17 protein-coding genes and 1 pseudogene are annotated in these 17,030 nt (G+C 71.9%); 11 read left to right on the plus strand and 7 right to left on the minus strand.

Annotated features, from left to right (window positions below; all coding sequences use genetic code 11):
• Both L0984_RS24420 and ftsY read right to left on the minus strand, forming a co-directional pair.
• A pseudogene (locus tag L0984_RS24420) lies at window positions 1-1,129 on the minus strand (hypothetical protein); the annotation flags it as partial.
• A 506-nt stretch (window positions 1,130-1,635) separates the two neighbouring features.
• Window positions 1,636-3,093, minus strand: coding sequence for a signal recognition particle-docking protein FtsY (gene ftsY / locus L0984_RS24425; RefSeq protein ID WP_234196951.1), 1,458 nt, complete (start codon window positions 3,091-3,093; stop codon window positions 1,636-1,638).
• Window positions 3,094-3,123: 30 nt separating this feature from the next.
• Here ftsY and L0984_RS24430 point away from each other — a divergent pair, with 30 nt between their 5' ends.
• The 7 genes from L0984_RS24430 (at window position 3,124) to pxpA (ending at window position 9,758) form a co-directional block, all read left to right on the plus strand.
• Window positions 3,124-4,581: a M16 family metallopeptidase gene (locus tag L0984_RS24430; protein WP_234196952.1), complete on the plus strand. Its 1,458-nt coding sequence runs from the start codon at window positions 3,124-3,126 to the stop codon at window positions 4,579-4,581.
• Window positions 4,578-5,936 (plus strand): M16 family metallopeptidase, encoded by a 1,359-nt coding sequence (locus L0984_RS24435; RefSeq protein WP_370646179.1) that lies wholly within the window; start codon window positions 4,578-4,580, stop codon window positions 5,934-5,936. Before L0984_RS24430 ends, L0984_RS24435 begins: the two co-directional genes overlap by 4 nt.
• Before the next feature lie 44 nt (window positions 5,937-5,980).
• Window positions 5,981-6,631, plus strand: coding sequence for an RsmD family RNA methyltransferase (locus tag L0984_RS24440; RefSeq protein ID WP_370646180.1), 651 nt, complete (start codon window positions 5,981-5,983; stop codon window positions 6,629-6,631).
• Between the two features lie 98 nt (window positions 6,632-6,729).
• On the plus strand, window positions 6,730-7,233 hold the full coding sequence (gene coaD / locus L0984_RS24445; protein WP_234196954.1) for a pantetheine-phosphate adenylyltransferase: 504 nt from the start codon (window positions 6,730-6,732) through the stop codon (window positions 7,231-7,233).
• A gap of 55 nt (window positions 7,234-7,288) precedes the next feature.
• Window positions 7,289-7,954 carry a 5-oxoprolinase subunit PxpB gene (gene pxpB, locus L0984_RS24450; protein ID WP_234196955.1) on the plus strand — a complete coding sequence of 222 codons (666 nt, stop codon included), beginning with the start codon at window positions 7,289-7,291 and terminating at the stop codon, window positions 7,952-7,954.
• A complete protein-coding gene (locus L0984_RS24455; protein WP_234196956.1) occupies window positions 7,951-8,991 on the plus strand; it encodes a biotin-dependent carboxyltransferase family protein in 1,041 nt (346 codons plus the stop codon). The genes pxpB and L0984_RS24455 overlap by 4 nt, the downstream gene beginning before the upstream one ends.
• 23 nt (window positions 8,992-9,014) lie before the next feature.
• Window positions 9,015-9,758, plus strand: a complete 744-nt coding sequence (gene pxpA / locus L0984_RS24460) for a 5-oxoprolinase subunit PxpA (protein WP_234196957.1) — start codon at window positions 9,015-9,017, stop codon at window positions 9,756-9,758.
• Between the two features lie 42 nt (window positions 9,759-9,800).
• Here pxpA and L0984_RS24465 read toward each other — a convergent pair whose 3' ends face one another.
• The 3 genes from L0984_RS24465 to L0984_RS24475 all read right to left on the minus strand — a co-directional run bounded on the left by L0984_RS24465 (window position 9,801) and on the right by L0984_RS24475 (window position 12,906).
• Window positions 9,801-10,970: a serine hydrolase domain-containing protein gene (locus L0984_RS24465; RefSeq protein ID WP_234196958.1), complete on the minus strand. Its 1,170-nt coding sequence runs from the start codon at window positions 10,968-10,970 to the stop codon at window positions 9,801-9,803.
• 160 nt (window positions 10,971-11,130) lie between these two features.
• The gene (locus L0984_RS24470; protein ID WP_234196959.1) at window positions 11,131-12,078 is read right to left on the minus strand and encodes a helix-turn-helix domain-containing protein; all 948 of its coding nucleotides are present in this window, start codon (window positions 12,076-12,078) and stop codon (window positions 11,131-11,133) included.
• Window positions 12,079-12,186: 108 nt separating this feature from the next.
• Window positions 12,187-12,906: an alpha/beta fold hydrolase gene (locus tag L0984_RS24475; RefSeq protein WP_234196960.1), complete on the minus strand. Its 720-nt coding sequence runs from the start codon at window positions 12,904-12,906 to the stop codon at window positions 12,187-12,189.
• A 119-nt stretch (window positions 12,907-13,025) separates the two neighbouring features.
• Here L0984_RS24475 and L0984_RS24480 point away from each other — a divergent pair, with 119 nt between their 5' ends.
• The 4 genes from L0984_RS24480 (at window position 13,026) to add (ending at window position 16,403) form a co-directional block, all read left to right on the plus strand.
• On the plus strand, window positions 13,026-13,640 hold the full coding sequence (locus L0984_RS24480; protein ID WP_234196961.1) for a Yip1 family protein: 615 nt from the start codon (window positions 13,026-13,028) through the stop codon (window positions 13,638-13,640).
• A gap of 21 nt (window positions 13,641-13,661) precedes the next feature.
• Window positions 13,662-14,351: a histidine phosphatase family protein gene (locus L0984_RS24485; RefSeq protein ID WP_234196962.1), complete on the plus strand. Its 690-nt coding sequence runs from the start codon at window positions 13,662-13,664 to the stop codon at window positions 14,349-14,351.
• Between the two features lie 8 nt (window positions 14,352-14,359).
• Window positions 14,360-15,292, plus strand: a complete 933-nt coding sequence (locus L0984_RS24490; RefSeq protein WP_234196963.1) for a nucleoside hydrolase — start codon at window positions 14,360-14,362, stop codon at window positions 15,290-15,292.
• Window positions 15,293-15,362: 70 nt separating this feature from the next.
• Entirely contained in the window at window positions 15,363-16,403 is a 1,041-nt protein-coding gene (gene add / locus L0984_RS24495; RefSeq protein WP_234196964.1) for an adenosine deaminase, read from the plus strand.
• A 3-nt stretch (window positions 16,404-16,406) separates the two neighbouring features.
• Here the strand turns inward: add and L0984_RS24500 are convergent, their stop codons facing one another.
• The gene (locus tag L0984_RS24500) at window positions 16,407-16,718 is read right to left on the minus strand and encodes a type II toxin-antitoxin system RelE/ParE family toxin (protein WP_234196965.1); all 312 of its coding nucleotides are present in this window, start codon (window positions 16,716-16,718) and stop codon (window positions 16,407-16,409) included.
• A complete protein-coding gene (locus L0984_RS24505) occupies window positions 16,718-17,017 on the minus strand; it encodes a YlcI/YnfO family protein (RefSeq protein WP_255697616.1) in 300 nt (99 codons plus the stop codon). The genes L0984_RS24500 and L0984_RS24505 overlap by 1 nt, the downstream gene beginning before the upstream one ends.
• Between the last annotated feature and the right edge of the window lie 13 nt (window positions 17,018-17,030).

A 17,030-nucleotide genomic window follows, 5' to 3' on the forward strand; every position in this document is an offset into this window, starting at 1 on the left:
CGGTGGGGTCGAGCAGGGCATCTGCGTCGGCATCCGCATCCGCATCCGCATCCGCATCTGCGTCCGCATCCGCATCCGCGTCCGCGTCCGCGTCCGCGTCCGCGTCAGCATCGGCGTCGGCGTCGGCATCGGCATCGGCATCGGCATCGGCATCGGCGTCGGCGTCTGCGTCTGCGTCAGCGTCAGCGTCGGCGTCTGCGTCTGCGTCAGCGTCAGCGTCAGCGTCAGCGTCAGCGTCAGCGTCAGCGTCAGCGTCAGCGTCTGCGTCTGCGTCTGCGTCTGCGTCGGCGTCGGCGTCGGCGTCGGCGTCGGCGTCGGCGTCTGCGTCCGCATCGGCATCGGCATCGGCATCCGCATCCGCATCCGCATCCGCATCCGCATCGGCATCGGCATCGGCATCGGCATCGGCATCGGCATCGGCATCGGCATCGGCATCGGCATCGGCATCGGCATCGGCATCGGCATCAGCATCAGCATCAGCATCAGCATCAGCATCAGCATCAGCATCGCCGTCATCAGGCGGGGTCGTGGGCGGGTTGGTGCCGCCAGGCTGTGTGAGGAAGACGGGGAAGGCCGTGCCGTTGTCGTCGCCGCCGCCGGCCAGTGCGCCCAAGACCAGTCCACCGCCCAGGGCGGCCAGGGCGAACTCGCCGAGCCCGAGGCCGCCGGCCATCGGGGGCGCGCCTTTCTTCACGGCCAGCGCGGCGGAGTCGACGCCCGAGTCGACCTGCAGATCGCCCGAGGCAAGTCCCACATCGAGCTGGGAGCCGCCGCCTTCGAGCGCGCGGGTGGTCACGGTGGCGTCCGTGCCACCGACGAAGGTGCCGCTGATCGGCTGGGCGTTCGGCCCCGTCGGGTTGAACACCACGCCTGCCTGGCCGTCCTGCGGCACGAGGACCCGGTCACCGGCCTGCAGCAACTGGTTGGCCTGCGCCGGGATATCCACGCCGTCGCGCACCACCATCACGCCGGGCGAAACACTGGTCAGCGTTCCAATTCCGGCGGCGGCATTGGCGGTGCCCCCCCCCATCGGAATTGGCGTGGCCATGACGCCCGCGGATGAGGCCTGCGCCATGAGTACAGGGGCCGTGCCGGAATTGCCGGCCGTGTCGGTCGTCGTCGTTGCCATCGCTCTTGCTCCACGCGTCTGGTTGAAAGATGCGGCTGAAGGGGGCAAGACGTGTGCCGCAGCGAAAGCGGCCACGGGCACGCACAAAAGTGTGGATTTTTTGGCGTTTTGAGGGGGCTGCCGGGGTCCTCGCCCAGGATGTTCCGGCGGGCGTTACGTAACGGCCGCGGTAACGAAGCGGTGACGTGCCGGGGGTCGCAGGGGCGCCATGAGGCTGCGCGAAACGTCGAAATTCAATTCGGACGAAATAGACCGAACCGTGGAAAAACAATTCTTTTGCGTACGGATTGCCGGCCAATCCGGAATTGAAATTCGAGGCCAGGGGCCAATCGGAATCGGCACGGCCAATTGCTGGCAGGGGCTTGTCCCGCCCACGGCCCGCGCGCGACGGGCGGTTCGACGCAGCCGGACTTTCCTGCGGGCGGGGTCATGGCGGGCCGGCGATCAGCTGCGCCGGTCCGCCGAAGCGGCGGCCGCGCATGGCGAGCCGCCGCGCCTGCGCGCAATCAGCCCACCAGCGCCTGGGCGAACTCGCGGGCGTCGAAGGTCTCGAGGTCCTCGAGCTTCTCGCCCACGCCGATGAAGTAGACCGGCACCGGCGCCGTGCCCGGCTTGGTCCGGGCGCGTTCCTCGCCCCAGCGGGCGATGGCGCAGAGCACGCCGCCCTTGGCGGTGCCGTCGAGCTTGGTGACCACCAGACCGGTGAGGCCCAGCGCATCGTCGAAGGCCTTGACCTGGGCCAGCGCGTTCTGGCCGGTGTTGCCGTCAATGACCAGCAGCACCTCGTGCGGCGCGGCCACACCGCCGGCCGCGTCGGTGTCGGCCTTGCCGATCACGCGCTTGATCTTCTTGAGCTCGTCCATCAGGTGCAACTGCGTGGGCAGGCGGCCGGCGGTGTCGACCAGCACCACGTCCTTGCCGCGCGCCTTGCCGGCGTTGACGGCATCGAAGGCGACGGCCGAGGGGTCGCCGCCCGCCTGGCTGACGATCTCGACCAGGTTGCGGTCGGCCCAGATGGCGAGCTGCTCGCGAGCGGCGGCGCGGAAGGTGTCGGCCGCGGCCAGCAGCACCGTGCAGCCTTCGTTGGCCAGGTGCTTGGTGAGCTTGCCGATGGAGGTGGTCTTGCCCGCGCCGTTGACGCCCGCGACCATGATCACGGTGGGCGTGTGTCGGCCGATCTCCAGCGGCTTTTCCAGCGGCTTGAGCACCTCGGCCACGGCGTCCACCAGCAGGGCGCGCACGGCCTGCGGCGTGGTGGCGCTGTGGCGCCACACGCGGTCCTTCAGGTCCTGCAGGATGTGCTCGGCCGCTGGGATGCCGGTGTCGGCCATCAGCAGCGCTTCTTCCAGCTGTTCGTAGAGCTCGTCGTCGATCTGGGCATTGACGAACACGGCCTGGATGCCGCTGCCGGTCTTCTTGAGCCCTGTGCGAAGGCGGTTGAGCCAGCCCTGCCGCGAGGGCTCGGGCGCCGGCTCGGCAGCGACGGGCGGCGCCGGCCGCACCACGGGCGTCGGCGGGGCGACCGGCACGGGGGCGGGCGTGGCGACACTGGCGGGCGGCGCTGTGGGAGCCGGTGGGGTCGGTGGCGTCACCGGTGCCGGGGCAACCGACGGGATGTCGCGGCCGGCAGGAGCGGGCGTCTGGGCCGGCGGCACGACGGGGGGCACCGCAGGCGTCGGCGCCGGGCTGGGTGTTGGGGCCGGGGGCTGCGGTGCGACCGACGGGCCGGGCGATGCCGGAGCAACCGGGGCCGGTGCCGGCGCGGGCGCCACCGGTGCCGCGGCGGGAGGCAGCGGCGAAGGCCCCGGGGTCGGCGCGCTCGGCTTGTTTCCGAACCAGCTCGACGGCGAGAACACCGAGCGCCCGCCGCCGGCTTCAGGGGCCGGCGCAGGTGCAGGGGAGGGCGGGGAGCCGGCCGGCGCCGCAGGCTCCGCCGGCGGCTTTTTCTTGAAAAAACTGAACATCCAGGCGCTTTTTAGAATCCGAGCCATTCTATGAAACACCCCCCGCCGAGCCGCCGGCCCCTTGCTGCGGCCCTGCTGGCGGCCTGCCTTGTACAGGCGGTGCCCGTCCATGCCCAGCAGCCCCCCGCCGAAGGGGCGCCCCTCACCCCCTCCGCATTGCCTTCGGCGGCCCAGCCGCCCCAGCAGTTCCGGCTGGCCAACGGCATGACGCTGATCGTGCAGCCCGACCACCGCGCCCCCACCGCCGTGCAGATGCTGTGGGTGCGTGTCGGCTCCGTCGACGAGCTGGACGGCACCAGCGGTGTCGCGCACGTGGTCGAGCACATGATGTTCAAGGGCTCGGCCCAGCTCAAGCCGGGCGAGTTCTCGCGCCGCGTGGCGGCGCTGGGCGGGCGGGAGAACGCCTTCACCACCCGCGACTACACCGGTTACTACCAGCAGATCCCCGTCGAACGGCTGGAAGAGGCCATGCGCCTGGAGGCGGACCGTTTTGCCAGCAACCAGTGGCCGGACGACGAATTCAAGCGCGAGATCGAGGTGGTGAAGGAAGAACGCCGCATGCGCACCGAAGACCAGCCCCGCGCACTGCTGGGCGAGCAGCAGAACGCCGCCATCTTCGACGCTTCGCCCTACCGGCGGCCGGTGGTCGGCTGGATGAGCGACCTGTCGGCCATGACGCCCGACGACGTGCGTGCCTTCTACCGCCGCTGGTACGTGCCCGACAACGCCGCCGTCGTGGTGGCCGGCGATGTCGACCCGCAGAAGGTGCGGGCCATGGCCGAGCGCTACTACGGCCGCATCCCGGCGCGCGCCGTGCCGATACGCAAACCCTACACCGAGCTGCCGCAGCGCGGCATCCGGCGCATCGAGTTCAAGGCACCCGCCGAGCAGGCCTATGTGTCGCTGGCCTTCCGTGTGCCGCAGCTGGACTCGTTGGACCAGGACTCCGATGCCTGGGCCCTCCTTGTGCTGGCGGCAGTGCTGGACGGCTACAACGGCTCGCGGCTGGACCGTGCACTGGTGCGCGGCCCCGAGCGCGTGGCCGACGGCGTGAGCGCCGGCTACGGCCTCTACGGCCGCGGGCCGCAGCTCTTCTACCTGACCGGCGTTCCGGCGGCCGGCAAAACCACCGAGGCCGTCGAGGCGGCCTTGCGTGCCCAGGTGGCGCGCATCGCCCAGGAAGGCGTCTCCGAGGCCGAACTCGCCCGCGTGAAGACGCAGTGGGTCGCCAGCGAAACCTACAAGCGCGACTCGGTCATGGCCCAGGCGCGCGAGCTGGGCAGCCAGTGGGTGCAGGGCCTGCCGCTCGACGCCGATGCCCGCATGCTCGCCAGGCTGCTGGCCGTGACGCCGGCCCAGGTGCAGGCCGTCGCCGGCCGCTATTTCGGGGACGACCAACTGACCGTCGCCACGCTGCGGCCGCAGCCCATGTCGTCGGCGGCCAAACGGCCGCGCAGCCCCTTCGGCCCGGTGGGAGAGATCCGATGAAGCGCGCTCTTGTCCTGATGCGGCGCTGTCGCCGCACCGCCCTGCTGGCCGTGCTGGCCGGCGCCGCCGGCCTGGCCCAGGCGGGCGTGGCGATCGAACATTGGCGCCTGGCCAACGGCGCGCAGGTCTACCTGGCGCGCACCCCGGCCCTGCCCATCGTCGATGTGCAGATCGACGTCGACGCCGGCAGCCGGCGCGACCCCGCCGCCCAGTCCGGCCTGGCGGGCGCCACGGCCGGCATGGCCGAGAAGGGCGTGCGGGCCAGCGGCAGCGAACCCGCGCTGGACGAGAACCAGCTGGGCGAAGCCTGGGCCGACCTGGGCGCCGAGTTCGACGTCGGCGCCAGCGCCGACCGCATGAGCTTCAGCCTGCGCAGCCTGGCCGATCCGGCCCTGCTGGCCCGCGCGGCGGCCCTGGCCTCGCGCGAGATCGGCGAGCCGGCCTTCCCCGACGAGGTCTGGCGCCGTGAACGCGAGCGCATCGCCGCCGGCCTGCGCGAGGCCGACACCCGGCCGGCCAGCGTCGCCGGACGCGCCTTTGCGCGCGATGTCTACGGTGGCCATCCCTACGGCCAGGAGATGACCCAGGCGACCTTGGCGGCCATCGGCATCGAGGACATGCGGCGCTTCCATGCCGAGCTCGTGCGGCCCTGCCGGGCGAAGGTGAGCGTGGTGGGGGCCATCGACCGGCCTGGCGCCGAACGCCTGGCGACGCAGCTGCTGTCTCGACTGCCGCAGCAGGGCTGCCCGGCGCTCGCCGCCGTGCCCGAGGTGCCGCCCCTGGCCGAGGCCCGGCTGGAGCGCATCCCCTTCGACGCCGCGCAGGTTCATGTGTGGATCGGCCAGCCGGGCTATCGCCGGGCCGATGCCGACCACTTCGCGCTCACGTTGGGCAACTACATCCTGGGCGGCGGGGGCTTCGTCTCGCGCCTGACCGAGGCGGTGCGCGAGAAGCGCGGGCTGGCCTACAGCGTCTACAGCGGCTTCTCGCCCGGGCTGCATGCGGGCGCCTTCCGCATCGGCTTCCAGACGCGGCCCGAGCAGGCCGAGCAGGCCGTGGCCGTGGCGCGCGAGGTGCTGGCGAAGTTCGTCGCCGACGGGCCGACGGCGGCCGAACTGCAGGCCGCCAAGGACAACCTGATCGGCGGCTTTCCCCTGCTGCTGGACAGCAACCGCAAGCTGCTGGGCAACGTGGCCAACATCGCGTGGAACGACCTGCCCCTGGATTACCTCGACACCTGGCGCGAACGCGTGAACGCCGTCACCGTCGAGGACGTGCGCGCCGCCTTCCAGCGCAAGCTGCAGCCGCAGCGCATGGTGACGGTCATCGTGGGCGGCACGGAGAAAGCGCGCTGAGCACGGCGGGGCGCATCGGCGCCCCGGCGTCTTCGGTCCGGGTCATGTGCGCCGTTAAGCTCGGCCCGATGAACCGAAGCAAGTCCTCCACGAAGGCCGGTGCGGGCCGGCCCCACGAAGTCCGCATCATCGGCGGCGCGTGGCGCCGCACGCGGCTGCCCGTCGCCGATCGGCCCGGTCTGCGCCCCACGCCCGACCGGGTCCGCGAGACCCTCTTCAACTGGCTGGCCAGCCTGGCGGGTGCCAGCGGCGGCGAGCTGCCGGGCTGGCGCTGCATCGACGTCTTCGCCGGCACCGGCGCGCTCGGCTTCGAGGCGGCCTCGCGCGGTGCGGCCGAGGTGCTGGTCTGCGAGCAGGATGCCGCGCTGCTGCAGCAGATGAAGGCCACGCGCGACAAGCTGCAGGCCGATGCCGTGCAGGTGCAGCGTGGCGATGGCGCCGCCTGGCTGGAGCGCAGCAGCCCGCGCCACTGGCATGCCATCTTCCTCGACCCGCCCTTCGAACAGGCGGCGCTGTACGAGCGCGCACTCAAGGCCGCGGCGGCAGCGCTGCAGCCCGACGGCGTGGTCTATCTGGAGGCCGACCAGGTCTGGACCGACGAGCGCCTTGCGCCTTACGGGCTGGCCGTCTTCCGCCACCTCAAGGCAGGCGCTGTGCATGCGCACCTGCTCAAGCCCCTGGCGCCCGCGACCTGAGGCGCGTCCGCGCGACCCGGGCGCGATATGGTGCAGTGCAGCGTGGCGTACATAATGCGCGCCGAGACAACCCCCGGCCCCCGACCCAGGAGGAAGAGATGACGACCGATGTGATAGCCGTCTACCCCGGCACCTTCGACCCCATGACGCTTGGCCATGAGGACGTGGTCCGCCGTGCCACGCAGCTGTTTCCGAAGGTGATCGTGGCCGTCGCGGCCGGACACCACAAGAAGGCGCTGTTCTCGCTGGCCGAGCGCATCGAGATGGCCCGCGCCGTGGCCGAGCCCTTCGGCGACCGCGTGACGGTCGAGAGCTTCTCGGGCCTGCTGCGCGACTTCGTGGTCGAGCGCGGCGGCAAGGCCATGGTGCGCGGCCTGCGCGCCGTGACCGACTTCGATTACGAATTCCAGCTGGCCGGCATGAACCGCTCGCTCATGCCCGAGGTCGAGACCGTCTTCCTCACGCCCAGCGACAAGTACCAGTTCATCTCCAGCACCTTCGTGCGCGAGATCGCCATGCTCGGCGGCGAGGTGGACAAGTTCGTCTCGCCGCATGTGCAGGAGCGGCTGGCCGCCAAGGTGCGCAGCCTGGGCCGCGAATGAGGCCGATGGGCGGACCCGTGCACGTTCCGGACTCGCCCGCCGTCCTTCGCGCGGCATGAACGCGCCGGCCCTTCCCCGCCTCCACGCCTTGGGCGACGCCGCCCTGCTGTGCGAGCTGCCGCCGCCTGCCACGCTGCCGGCGCAGCAACGCATCTGGGCCCTGGCGCGCGAGGCCGCCGCGTGGCCCGAGGTGCAGGAAGTGCTCCCGGGCATGAACAACCTCACCCTGCTGTTCGATCCGCAGCAGGTCGATGCCGACGAGCTGGAGTTGCGCGTGCTCACCGCATGGCCCGCGCTCGCCGTCGAGGCCCCGGGCGCCGGCCGCGTCGTGGAGATTCCGGTCGCCTATGGCGGCGAGCACGGCCCCGACCTGGGCGACGTCGCCCGTCACACGGGTTTGTCTCCGGCCGAGGTGGTGCGCCGCCATGCGGCCGGCGAGTACGTGGTCTACCTGCTGGGCTTCTTGCCCGGCTTCGCCTTCATGGGCGGTCTGGCGCCAGAGTTGCACACGCCGCGCCGCCGCGAGCCGCGCACCGCGGTGCCGGCGCGCTCGGTGGGCATCGGCGGTGCGCAGACGGGCATCTATCCGCTCGACTCCCCGGGCGGCTGGCAACTGATCGGCCGCACCGCGCTCACGCTGTTCGACCCGGCTGCCGAGCCGCCCACGCTGCTGCAGCCGGGCGACCGGGTGCGCTTCGTGCCTGAAAGCGTGACGCTGTGATCCTCGTCCACAAGCCCGGCCTGGTGGCCTCGGTCCAGGACCTGGGCCGGGAGGGCCATCGCCAGCGCGGCATCTGCCCGGGCGGCGCGTTGGACCGTGCGGCGCTGGCGGTGGCCAACCGGCTGGTGGGCAATGCGTATGGCGCCGCCGGGCTCGAACTCACGATGGGCAACGCCGAGTTGCGTTTCGAGGCGCCGACGCGCATCGCACTGATGGGCGACGACTTCGGCGCCCGCCTGGACGGTCGCGCGTTGCGCCCGGGCTGGAGCGTGCCCGTGCAGGCGGGCGCGCGCCTGGTGCTGGGCGGCGTCAATGCGCAGGCGGGCAAGGCCGGCGTGCGCAGCTGGCTGGCCGTGGCGGGCGGCATCGACGTGCCGCAGGTCCTGGGCTCGCGCAGCACCGACCTCAAGGCCGGCTTCGGCGGGCTGGACGGCCGCGCGCTGAAGAAGGGCGACCGGCTGGCGCTGGGCGTGTCGGCGCTGGCCGAGGCACAGCGCGCGCGGCGCGCCTTCGGCATCCACCTGCTCGACCCCTGGCGCGACGAGGGCGCCGACGAGCCGGTCTGCGCGCTGCCGCCCGAAGACGGTGTGTGGCCGCTGCGCGTGATGCCCGGCCCCGAATACGCGCAGTTCGGCGCAGCGGCGCGCGCGCAGTTCTGGCAGGCCGCCTGGCGCATCACGCCGCAGAGCAACCGCATGGGCAGCCGGCTCGACGGCCCGCCGCTGCGGCGCGAGCAGGAGGCCGACATGCTCTCCGCCGGCGTGGTGCCCGGCACCATCCAGGTCCCGCCCTCGGGCCAGCCCATCGTGCTGATGGGCGATGCCCAGACCACCGGCGGCTATCCGCGCATCGGCGTGGTGGTCCGCGCCGACCTGTGGAAGCTGGCGCAGGCGCCGCTGGGCAGCCGGCTGCGCATGGTCGAGGTCGACGCCGCCGCGGCGGCGCGGGCCTGGCAGGCGCTCGAACGCTGGCGCCACGACATCGACCGCGGCCTCGCCGCGCTCGGCTGGCCGGCGGCGCCGCCGGTACGCCTCTGACTCTCTTCCTGGAGCAAGGAACCATGCAGATCGACCTGAATGCCGACCTCGGCGAAGGCGCCGGCAACGACGAAGCCCTGCTGGGCCTGGTGAGTTCGGCCAACATCGCCTGCGGCTGGCATGCCGGCGACGCGCTGACCATGCAGCAGTGCGTGCGCTGGGCGCTGGCCAAGGGCGTCGCCATCGGCGCGCATCCCAGCTTTCCGGACCGCGAGAACTTCGGCCGCAGCGCCATGCAGCTGCCGCCAGCGCAGATCGTGGCCGACATGCTCTACCAGATCGGCGCGCTGGACGCGATCGTGCGTGCCGAAGGCGGGCGCCTGGCCCACGTCAAGCCGCACGGCATGCTCTACAACCAGGCCGTGAAGGAACCCGAGCTGGCCGCGGCGCTGTGCGAGGCGGTGCGCCGCTTCGACCCGTCGCTCAAGTTCTTCGGCCTGGCCGGCAGCGGCATGATCGACGCGGCTCGCGCCGCCGGCCTGACGCCGGTCGAAGAGGTCTTCGCCGACCGCGGCTACATGCCCGACGGCAGCCTGGTGCCGCGCAGCCAGCCGGGCGCGCTGATCGAGAGCGAAGAGCAGTCGCTCGCGCAGACGCTGTCGCTGGTGCGCGACCGGAAGGTCACCGCCATCGACGGCAGCGTGGTGCCGGTCAATGCGCAGAGCGTGTGCCTGCACGGCGACGGCGCCCATGCGCTGGCCTTCGCGCGCCGCATCCGCGAGCGGCTGGCCGCCGAGGGCATCGGCGTCGTGCCCTTCGCGGGCTGACGCTCGCTTTCGCCCTTGGCGCCGGGCAGGCAGCGCAGGCGCTCAGCCCAGCGTGTCGTACACGCCCTTCTCGAAGCGGTAGAGCAGCTCCATCACCCGCGCATCCGCGAAAGGGAAGGTCTGCGTGGCTAGCAGCCCGGCGATGCCGGTCTGCGGATCGATCCAGAAGAAGCTGTTGGCCAGGCCCGCCCACGACAGGCTGCCGGCGGGCCGGCCGGTGGGCGCCGGTTGCTCGTTGATCTGGAAGGCCAGGCTCCAGCGCTTGGTGATGCCGGGAAAGAACTCCGCATCGGCCGTGAGCGGGATGGCCGCCTTGAGCAGGCTCACGCGCGCATTGCCGATCTGGTTGAGCGACAGGTGCGTGGTCACCGTCTCGGGCCGCAGCACGCGCTCGCCGTCGAGCTGGCCCAGGTTGAGCACCATGCGCATGAAGCGCGCGTAGTCGCCCATGGTGCTGTAGAGCCCGCCGCCGCCCATGTGGAATTCGGGCTCCTGCGCGATCTCGAAGGGGAAGGGCGCGAAGGCGCCGTCCTCGCCGCGCAGATGCACGCCGGCCAGGCGCTGGCGCATGTCGGGCGTGATGCGGAAGCCGGTGCTCGCCATGCCCAGCGGCTCCCAGAGGTTCTGGCGCATGAACTTGCCCAGCGTCAGGCCGCTGACGGCCTCGACCATGCGGCCGGCCCAGTCGATGCCCACGCCGTATTCCCAGCGCTCGCCGGGGTCGGCCACCAGCGGCAGCCTCAGGGCCTTGAGCTGGCAGCCGATGACGCCGGGGATGTCCAGCGCCGCCTGCACCTTCTGCATGTCGGGGTTCCAGATCTCGTAGCTGCAGCCGGAACTGTGCGAGAGCAGGTGGCGCAGCGTGATCGGCCGCCTGGGCGGCCGGGTGGTCGGCCGGCCCTCGGCGTCGAAGCCGGTCAGCACGCCCAGTTCGCCGATGGCGGGCACCACGCGGGCAGCGGGCGCGTCCAGGTCGAGCAGGCCGCGCTCCACGCACTGCACGGCCGCCACCGAGGTGATGGCCTTGGTCATGGAGGCGATCCAGAGCACGGTGTCGGGCGTCATGGCGACGCCGCTGCCGAGCTGGCGCTCGCCGGCGGCGCCTTCGTAGCGCAGGCCGTCGCGGTCGGCCACGAGGGCCACCACGCCGGGGGCCTGGCCGCTGGCCACGCCTTCGGCCAGGATCGTGTCGAGGGTCGTCTTGAGGGTCATGTCTGTCTCCTGTGTCGTTGGAAGCGCACCCGCCGGCGTACGCACGCGGGCGCGGCGGCCGCGCGGGCGGCCTGCCGGAAAAAAGTCTAGGAAGCCGGGGCGCCGGCGGCTCGCCGTATCGCGCCAACCGGCTGGCCGCTGCGTGCCAGCGCGCAAGCGCCTAGCGCAGGGCCTGGGCGCGGAAGGCGGCGGGCGCGATGCCGCGCTGGCGCAGGAACTGCCGTGCGAAGTGCGAGGCATCGGCAAAGCCGCATCGCCGGCCGATCTCGGCCACGCCCAGGTGGCGCAGGCGTGGTTGCACCAGCATGCCGGCGGCGGCCTCCACGCGCAGCGCCATCAGCGTGGGCAGGAAGCCGCGGCCCCCGGCCGCCATGGCGCGGTGCAGGGCGCGCAGCGACACGCCCGCTTCGGTGGCGACCTCGGCGGCCGTCAGCCCGGGTTGCATGAAGCGCGCGCGCAGCACGCCGAGGATGCGGGCCTGCGCATCGGCCGGCTCGGGCTGCGCCGGCGCGTGCGCATCGCCCAGCAGCGAGAGCAGGCCGCCGAGCTGGGCCTCGATCAAGGCGTCATGGTCGGCCGGCTGTTGGCGCAAGGCCCGGGGCACCAGCGCCTCCTTGACGCCGCGCAGCGCCAGGCCCCAGCCGGCGTCGGCGCGCAGCGGCCGGCCGATGAGCCGGGCCGGGTCGGCCACCCAGTGGGCCACCCAGTCGATGGGCAGCTCGATGGACAGGTCGTCCAGCCCTGCGCCGAAGTCGAAGGCATAGGGCTCGCGCGAGTCGATCAGCACCGCATCGCCCGGCTGCAGCAGGGCCATGTGGCCGGCCTGGGCGGCGCGCCAGGGCAGGCGCGGCTGGGAGAGCAGGTAGTAGGCGTTGTGCTGGCTGCGTGCGATGTCGGCCGCGCCGCGCACGATCTTCTGTGGCGTGCCGCGCGCCTGGTGCGGCAGGATGCGCTGCAGGGCACAGCGCTCGATGCTGCCGAAGAAGCCGTCGCGTTGCAGCGGCACGGCGTCCATCTCCAGCACGGTGGCATGCAGCGCATCGCGCCAGCCGCGCAGCCGCTGGGGCTCGGGCAGGCTTTCCGAAGACCAGGAACAGAGGTTTCTCATGGGCGACCTCGGCAGCGGACGGGAGGCCGAGCATACGTCCGGCGGCGTGCGGCGAGGCTGACGCCGGAGACGGGCGCTGCTTCGTCGGGCGCGCGACGTGCAGGGTGATCAGCGCAGGAAGGGCGCCAGCCAGCGCAGCAGCGCCGCGTTCACCGCCTCCGGCGCTTCCATGGTGAGCATGTGGCCTGCCTCGGCCAGCCACACCACCTCGGCCTGCGGGATCAGCGCCGCCATCGCGTGCGTGCAGTCGGGCGGTGTGAGACGGTCGGCCTCGCCGCACATCAGCAGCACGGGGCAGCGCAGGTCGCCCAGGTGCAGCCGCGCATCGGGCCGCGCCATGACGGCGCGGTTCTGGCGGATCAGCTGTTCGGCGCCGGCATCCAGCACCATGGCCAGGTAGCGCTGCACCAGGGCCGGGTCCGTGGCATTCGTCGGATGGAAGGCGAAGGCCACGTTGGCGCGGATCACCGCCTCGGCGCGGCCGGCGGCGAACTCCTCGATGGCGGCGCTGCGCAGCGCATGCATCTCCGGCGTTTCCGGCAGGGGCGAGGTGCCGAGCAGCGCCAAGCCGGCGATGCGCCCGGGCGCCTGGCGTGCGGCCTCCATGGCCACCATGCCGCCCATGGAGGCACCGGCCAGCAGCAGCGGGCCGTCCTCCTGCGCCAGCAGCGCGGCGGCCATGGCTTCGATGGTGTCGTGGTGGCGGCTGACGTCGGCCACACGGGGGCGCAGCGCGGCCGGCATGGCCGGCATCTGTGCCTCCCACAGGCGTTCGTCGCAGGCAAGGCCGGGCAGGAAGACGAGGCGGGGCAGGGCGGTGTCGGACATGCGGCCATTGTTGCAGCGGCCGTCGCGCGGTGCGCCATCGGCATAGGCTGCACGGCCAGCAGCCAGCGCGGTGCTGGCTGCCTAGACTGCGCGTCGATCCAACGCCGGAGCCCCTTTCCATGAACCTGGTCCAACGCGTGCAGGACATCCTGCTGCGCCCCAAGCACACTTGGCCCGAGATCGAGGCCGAATCCACCGACGCGGCCACGCTCTACCGCGAGTACGTGCTGATCCTGGCGGCGATCCCGGCCATTGCCGGCTTCATCGGCCTGTCGATCATCGGGGCCGGCGCGTTTGGCGTCAGCTTCCGGCTGCCCATCGTGACGGGGCTGGTGCAGGCGGTCGTGAGCTATGGGCTGTCGCTGGTGATGGTCTATGTGCTGGCGCTGATCGTGGACGCGCTGGCGCCCAGCTTCGGCGGGCAGCGCAGCCCGATCCAGGCCCTCAAGCTGGTGGCCTATGCCAGCACCGCCGGCTTCGTGGGCGGCATCTTCGGCCTGCTGCCCTCGCTTGCGGTGCTGGGGGCGCTGGTGGGCCTCTATTCGGTCTATCTCTTCTACACCGGCGTGCCGGTGCTCATGAAATGCCCGGCGGACAAGGCGCTGGTCTACACAGTGGTGTTCGCGCTGTGCGCCATCGTGGCCTCGCTGGTGCTGGGTGCGCTGCTGTCGGTGTTCACACCCGCTCCTCGCATGCCGGTGGGGGCCTTGCCCCTGGCTCTGCCTCTGGCTTGACAGGAACAGGGCCGGCCCGCCATGGACAATGGCCGGCGCATGCCCACCGACCTGATCCTCATCCGCCATGGCGAGACGGACTGGAACCGCGAATTGCGCTTCCAGGGCCACATCGACGTTCCCCTCAACGACACCGGCCACGAGCAGGCGCGGCGCCTGGGCCTGGCCCTGGCGCACGAGCCGGTGCGCCACATCGTCTGCAGCGACCTGCTGCGCACCCAGCAGACGGCGGCGCCCGCGGCGCAGCAGCTGGGCCTGCCGGTGCGCACCACGGTCACGCTGCGCGAGCAGTCCTTCGGCGTGGGCGAGGGCCTGCGGGCCGAGGAGATCCGCGAGAAGCATCCCGAAGCCTGGGACGGCTGGCTGCGCTTCGAGGCCGACCGCTCGCTGCCGGGCGGCGAGAGCACGCGGCAGTTCCATGCCCGCGCGATACAGGCTCTGGCCGACATCGCCGCGCAGTACACGGAGGGCCCGGTGCTGGTGGTCACGCATGGCGGCGTGCTCGACATGGTCTGGCGCACGGTGCACGGCCTGGGCCTGGACGGGCCGCGGCAGAGCGACATTCCCAATGCCGGCATCAACCGCATCCGCATCGACGACCCGGCGAGGCCCGAGGCGCTGGTCATCGTCGGCTGGGCCGAGACGGCGCACCTGCAAGGCCTGGGCCCGCAGCCCAGCTACGACCAGCGGCGGCATCTCAAGCTGGGTTGAACTGCGGCATGAACCACGTCTGGATCGACACCGACCTCGGTTTCGACGACCTGGCCGCCGTGATCACGGTGGCGCAGCAGCCGGCCTGGACCATCGACGGACTCTCCCTGGTGGCCGGCAATGCGCCGCTGCCGGTGGTGACGGACAACGCCCTGCGCGCGGCGCACTGCTTCGGCTGGCGCATGCCGATCCATGCGGGCTGCGCGGCGCCGCTTGTGGGCACGCTGGTCACGGCGCAGAACATCCTGGGCGACGACGCGATGGCCTCGGCTGGCGAGCAACTGCCGCCTGCGCGCGCGGTGCTCGATGCGCTGCCTGCGGTCGATGCCCTGGCCGCCTGGCTGCGCCAGGCCGACGCGCCGGCCACCGTGCTGGCCCTGGGCCCGCTCACCAACATCGCCACGCTGTTGCAGCGCGACGCCACGCTGGCACCGCGCATCGGCCGGCTGGTCTGGATGGGCGGCAGCGCCGGCCCGGGCAACCACACGGCCGCGGCCGAGTTCAATGCCGCGGTGGACCCGGAGGCCATCAACGTCGTGCTCGATGCCGGCGTGCCGCTGGAGATGGTGGGCCTGGATGCCTGCCGCCAGGTGCGCGTGCATGCCGACGATGCGCAGCGCCTGCGTGATCTGGGTACGCCGCGCGGCCGGCTGCTGGGCGACCTGCTGCTGGGCTATGTGCGCATCGCCAGCCCCGACGGCCGCCTGCCCATGTCGCTGTACGACCCCACGGCCGCTGCGGCGCTGGTGGACGCCGACTGCATGCAGTGGCGCCCGGCCCATGTGGTGGCCGAGTGCGAGGGCCGCCACACCCGCGGCATGACCGTGGTGGAGTGGCGCGTGCCGCGCAAGGCCACGGCCAATGCGCGGGTGGCCCACATCGCCGACGAGGCGCGCGTGCGGCGCGTGGTGCTGGACGCCCTGGCCGCCGCCGCGGTCTGAGCCCGAGCCCTGCGCTCGGTCGGGCGCTGCGCATCACGCTCACCGAGGCGCCCCGCACTACGATGCCCCGATGACCGACGCGCTCACCGACTTCTGCCACGCCCTGCCCAAGGTGGAACTGCATTGCCACCTGCTGGGCACCGTGCGCCACGCCACCTTCAGCGACCTGGCGCGGCGCGCGCAGGCGGCCATCACCCAACCCGAGATCGACGCCTTCTACATCCGCGGCGAGAAGCCGGTCGGTGTGCTCAAGGCCCTGCGCACGCTGGACGCGCAGCTCATCCGCTCGCCTGACGACCTGCACCGGCTGACCTACGAATACCTGCAGGACGCCGCCGCCCACACCGTGCGCTATGCCGAGTTCTTCTGGAACCCCACGGGCACCGCGCAGAAGTCGGGCATCGCCTATCCGCAGGCGCTGGCCGCCATCGTGTGCGCCATCCATGACGCCCAGGCGGACCACGGCATCGTGGGCCGGCTGATCCCCGCCATCGACCGCGAGGCCTCGCCCGAGGCCGCGGTGGAGATGGTCGAGTGGGTGCGTGCGCACCGCGTGGACGAGGTGGTGGGCATCGGCATCGACTACAGCGAGATCGACCACCCGCCCGAATGGTTCGCACCCGCCTATGCGCTGGCGCGCGAGGCCGGGCTCAAGACCACGGCCCACGCCGGCGAGTTCGGCATGCCCTGGACCAACGTGCGCACCGCGGTCGATCTGCTGAAGGTGGACCGCATCGACCACGGCTACACCATCGTCGATGCGCCCGACTTCGCGCGCGAGTGCGCCGAGCGCGGCATCGTCTTCACCGTGGTGCCGACCAATTCCTACTACCTGCGCACCCTGCCGCCCGAGCGCTGGGCGCTGGACCACCCCATCCGCCGCATGCCGGGCCTCGGCCTGCGCATCCATCCCAACACCGACGACCCGACGTTGCACCTGGTCACGCCCACGCAGGCCTGGCGCAAGATGGTGAGCGACTTCGGCTTCACGCGCGAGGACCTGCGTGGCTTCATGCTCAATGGCCTGGACGCGGCCTGGATCGACGACAGTACGCGCCGCGACTGGCGGGCAGCGTTCACGCGCGAGTTCGATGCGCTGACGGTGGCGTGAAGCTCAGAGGTAGTCGTCCTCGCGCTGGTGGCGCAGGGCGGTGACCACGACTTCGCGGTCGCTTTCGATCTGGAACAGGGCCACATAGCCCGAGCCGCCGAACGGAATGACCAGCTCACGTTCGAGCCGATCGTCGAAGGCGATGCGGCACGTGAAGGGATTGCGCCGCAGGATGGCGAACTCCTGCTGGATGGCATCCATGGCGCGCCCGGGAAGGTCGAAGTCGCCGTGCTTCAAGGCCGCGTCGACCAGGAAGTCTTCCAGGCGCTGGAGGTCTTCGAGCGCTTCCGGCGTCAACCGGACCGTGTAGCCCATCAGCGGGGAGTCGGTTTCTTGCCGGCGGCCTTCGCCTTTGAAAGGCGAGCTGCCATGCGGCTGCGCATGGCTTCCAGCGCTTCGTCGGCGTCATGGAGTTCGCCCGTTTCTCGCGCGCGGGCCAACGAAGCGCGCCCCCGGGCGATGAATTCCTGTTGGGCCTGGCGGCGCCGCGCCGCATCGACAGCGGCGCGCTCGACGAACTGCGACAGGCTTTCGCCTTCGAGCAGCACGTTCTCGATCTGTTGCCTCACGTCGGCCGTGACGCGCACGGGCGGCAGTTGTGCGTTTTTCAGCATGTCCGCAGTGTAG

The organism is Pseudacidovorax sp. NFM-22 (genome assembly GCF_021401245.1).
In the GTDB taxonomy this organism is placed as follows: Bacteria; Pseudomonadota; Gammaproteobacteria; order Burkholderiales; family Burkholderiaceae_C; genus Xenophilus.

Excerpts from the sequence above, each read along its gene's own strand:
- L0984_RS24440 (WP_370646180.1), top strand. The coding sequence starts at position 5,981 with ATGTGCGCCGTTAAGCTCGGCCCGATGAACCGAAGCAAGTCCTCCACG.
- L0984_RS24430 (WP_234196952.1), top strand. The coding sequence starts at position 3,124 with ATGAAACACCCCCCGCCGAGCCGCCGGCCCCTTGCTGCGGCCCTGCTG.
- coaD (WP_234196954.1), top strand. The coding sequence starts at position 6,730 with ATGACGACCGATGTGATAGCCGTCTACCCCGGCACCTTCGACCCCATG.
- ftsY (WP_234196951.1), bottom strand. The coding sequence starts at position 3,093 with ATGTTCAGTTTTTTCAAGAAAAAGCCGCCGGCGGAGCCTGCGGCGCCG.
- L0984_RS24485 (WP_234196962.1), top strand. The coding sequence starts at position 13,662 with ATGGACAATGGCCGGCGCATGCCCACCGACCTGATCCTCATCCGCCAT.
- L0984_RS24475 (WP_234196960.1), bottom strand. The coding sequence starts at position 12,906 with ATGTCCGACACCGCCCTGCCCCGCCTCGTCTTCCTGCCCGGCCTTGCC.
- L0984_RS24490 (WP_234196963.1), top strand. The coding sequence starts at position 14,360 with ATGAACCACGTCTGGATCGACACCGACCTCGGTTTCGACGACCTGGCC.
- L0984_RS24470 (WP_234196959.1), bottom strand. The coding sequence starts at position 12,078 with ATGAGAAACCTCTGTTCCTGGTCTTCGGAAAGCCTGCCCGAGCCCCAG.
- pxpB (WP_234196955.1), top strand. The coding sequence starts at position 7,289 with ATGAACGCGCCGGCCCTTCCCCGCCTCCACGCCTTGGGCGACGCCGCC.
- L0984_RS24435 (WP_370646179.1), top strand. The coding sequence starts at position 4,578 with ATGAAGCGCGCTCTTGTCCTGATGCGGCGCTGTCGCCGCACCGCCCTG.
- L0984_RS24465 (WP_234196958.1), bottom strand. The coding sequence starts at position 10,970 with ATGACCCTCAAGACGACCCTCGACACGATCCTGGCCGAAGGCGTGGCC.
- L0984_RS24505 (WP_255697616.1), bottom strand. The coding sequence starts at position 17,017 with ATGCTGAAAAACGCACAACTGCCGCCCGTGCGCGTCACGGCCGACGTG.
- add (WP_234196964.1), top strand. The coding sequence starts at position 15,363 with ATGACCGACGCGCTCACCGACTTCTGCCACGCCCTGCCCAAGGTGGAA.
- L0984_RS24500 (WP_234196965.1), bottom strand. The coding sequence starts at position 16,718 with ATGGGCTACACGGTCCGGTTGACGCCGGAAGCGCTCGAAGACCTCCAG.
- pxpA (WP_234196957.1), top strand. The coding sequence starts at position 9,015 with ATGCAGATCGACCTGAATGCCGACCTCGGCGAAGGCGCCGGCAACGAC.
- L0984_RS24480 (WP_234196961.1), top strand. The coding sequence starts at position 13,026 with ATGAACCTGGTCCAACGCGTGCAGGACATCCTGCTGCGCCCCAAGCAC.